The organism is Paramuribaculum intestinale, from assembly GCF_003024925.1.
Classification (GTDB): Bacteria; Bacteroidota; Bacteroidia; order Bacteroidales; family Muribaculaceae; genus Paramuribaculum; species Paramuribaculum intestinale.
The window spans coordinates 1-2,763 of the sequence record NZ_PUED01000246.1; the positions used below are offsets into that span (position 1 = coordinate 1).

3 protein-coding genes are annotated in these 2,763 nt (G+C 43.7%); all 3 read right to left on the minus strand.

Annotated features, from left to right (window positions below):
- Positions 1-107: 107 nt before the first annotated feature.
- Complete coding sequence (locus C5O24_RS12225; protein ID WP_107681905.1) at positions 108-878, minus strand: glycosyltransferase family 2 protein; 771 nt, start codon at positions 876-878, stop codon at positions 108-110.
- Positions 847-2,070 (minus strand): glycosyltransferase, encoded by a 1,224-nt coding sequence (locus tag C5O24_RS12230; protein ID WP_107681906.1) that lies wholly within the window; start codon positions 2,068-2,070, stop codon positions 847-849. The genes C5O24_RS12225 and C5O24_RS12230 overlap by 32 nt, the downstream gene beginning before the upstream one ends.
- An 8-nt stretch (positions 2,071-2,078) precedes the next feature.
- On the minus strand, positions 2,079-2,763 hold a 685-nt coding region (locus C5O24_RS12235; protein ID WP_133165576.1), incomplete at its 5' end, for a glycosyltransferase.

The window sequence follows — 2,763 nt, forward strand, 5'->3', positions numbered from 1 at the left end:
TCCCCGATCCCCGATCCCGAGCCTACCACCTCCGATTATTCTCATCCCCACAAAAAAGCCCCACCGCGCAACGCACAGCAGAGCCACCTCATCCTATCCCAAAAAAACTATATCACAACTCCAAACCTATACAACACCCCCTGAACGACCCTATAAGCATATCTCAACCCCTCAGTAGCCACACTCGCCCCGATCCCATGCTTCCGATAAGCCCGCAGATGATCCCGCAAGATCGCCTTATGGCTCTGCAACCCCGACGTCGACGCCCCCCCAGTGCGCATCGTCACGAAATCCATCGGAATATATTTCGTCGAAATGCGGTTGACATAGATCAGCCGCAACAACTGCTCGAAATCCGCAGCCACCTTAAACTGCAGGTCAAACGCACCCAGACTCTGATACACATGCCTGCGGCAATAAAACGACGGATGCGCAGGCATGAAGCCGAGCCGCATCTGCCACCGGCGGAACGAACGCGAGCTATAATACCTCACGCATTTGGTCAGATCGTCAGGATCGACGAAATGAATGTCGCCATACACCGCATCCACCCCATCTATCTCGCGCGCCACACGCTCCAGCACATCATCCGACGTATAGAAATCATCACTGTTGAGTATCCCCACCACATCGCCCGTAGCCAACGCGATCCCCTTGTTCATCGCATCATACAGCCCACGGTCAGGCTCGCTGATCCACCTCAATCTCCCCTCAAACCGCCCCTCGTACTCCCTGACAATCTCCATCGTATTATCACTCGACCCCCCGTCGACCACGATCACCTCCACATCACGATACCCCTGCCTCAGCACACTCTCCAAAGTATCACGCAGCGTATTACCACTATTAAAAGTTGATATGACTACTGATATTACCACGTTTTATAGTATTAAAGCACATTTTATCATATAGATCAATATATTTCTGGAAACAAGCATTTTGATCAAATTCAATTTCCGCACGTCTGCGACAAGCTTCAGAAGAAAAATGAGACGATGCACATATTGACTCTATAGCATTTGCTAGCTCCCCTATATTTCCCTTTTCTACGACAATACCAGTGTCAGCATCAATGGATTCAGGCGAACCTCCAGTCAGGTAAGTAACCACAGGTGTACCACAAGCTAGAGCTTCAATATTTGTTGTCGGGAAATTATCCTCTAACGTTGGATTAACAAAAACCGATGCACGTGAATAGAGATCTACAAGTTTACCTACATTTTCAGTCCTTGTAATTCCCTTTATACCAGGTGGGAGTTTTTTTATCTGACAGGCAGATAAGCCTACCAATGTTATTTCATACTCCTCTGGCAATACCTCTCTTAACTTAACAAATTCAGATAGACCCTTTCGCGTTTCCCAAATGCTTGCGACACCTATAATATGCCTAATATCCTTACCTTTGGATGACGGTTTGAATACATCTATATTTACTCCATTATGAATAGTAACCGCCGGGTAAGACTCAAGAAAAGAATGTCGCAACTCTTCTTTCAACCAATTTGATACTGGAACAAGGGTGACATTTCTCACCCCTTGAAAAGATGCTCTTTTATCTATATAGTTTTGGTAGCTGCGATCAACTAAAAAAGAAGCCGGATACGAACCCTGCTGAGGACAACGACGACAGGCTGATTGCCAGCAATCGCATTGTACATAATCATAATAAGCACAATGGCCGGTAAATGCCCAGCAATCATGAAGCGTCCACACTATCGGTCCACTCCAACTCTTCAAAAAATCAAACAACAAAGGATAATTTAGATAATAACCATGTATATTATGCAAATGAATAACATCTGGCATTATCTGTTCAATCTTATGAATGAGCGCCTTCGTAGCTCCACGGGATGCGTGGCCATGATTGTCAAATAATCTTGTTTGAAGACCATGAAACCGCATATCCCAATCACTGCCAATTCTGATTAGGTTTGAATCCGATTCGGGATTTCCCCTGCCATAAGCAATATAGCTTTCCCACCCCTGCCTTACAGCTAGTCGACCTATTTGTTCAGCAATTTTTCCAGTTGATCCCCAGTTGGCTGTAACGTTTATTTGAAGTAGTCGCACAAGCTTAATTAAAAAATAAATGAATCGACTTGTTCTCGTTCAATATAATCAAAATCAACACCTTGAATCCGACGCCGAAAATCATTGTTTACTTCCTTATTTGCAATGACGTCTAGCGTGTGTTTAATATCGTCAATATCATCGGGATTGAAAGTCAATCCACACTTATGAATACCCACCCAATCCTCTGCAGCTCCGACTCGTGAACTTAAAGCTACCGGCACACCGTTATTTATAGCCTCTTCTACAACTAATCCCCAAGGCTCTCGATCCGATGGCAAGACAAACACGTCAGACTTTTGATAAATTTCTAGCAAATCTGTGTTTTTTACAGCACCTCTAAAAATAACATTTTTTTTTGCCATCAATTTCAGCTGTTCTTCTTGTGGGCCAAATCCAACTATCTCTAATATCCATTCCGGACAATCATTGAAAACGGTAATTAAAGACTTCAGATTCTTCTCAATACTTAATCTACCCACATACAAAAACTTTTTGGCATCTTCATGAAGAGCTCGGAATGGCACTCTTCTATTCCGATTATACAGTCCTACTCCATGAGTTTTAATTATCTCACCCTTAAAACCCAATTGACACAGTAGCTTTTCATTAGAAACACCCGGAACTAAAGCTTTAGAAATCCGTGAAAGAAAAAGTTTTTTTAACAAAGCTCTACTGCCCTCTACCTTGGAC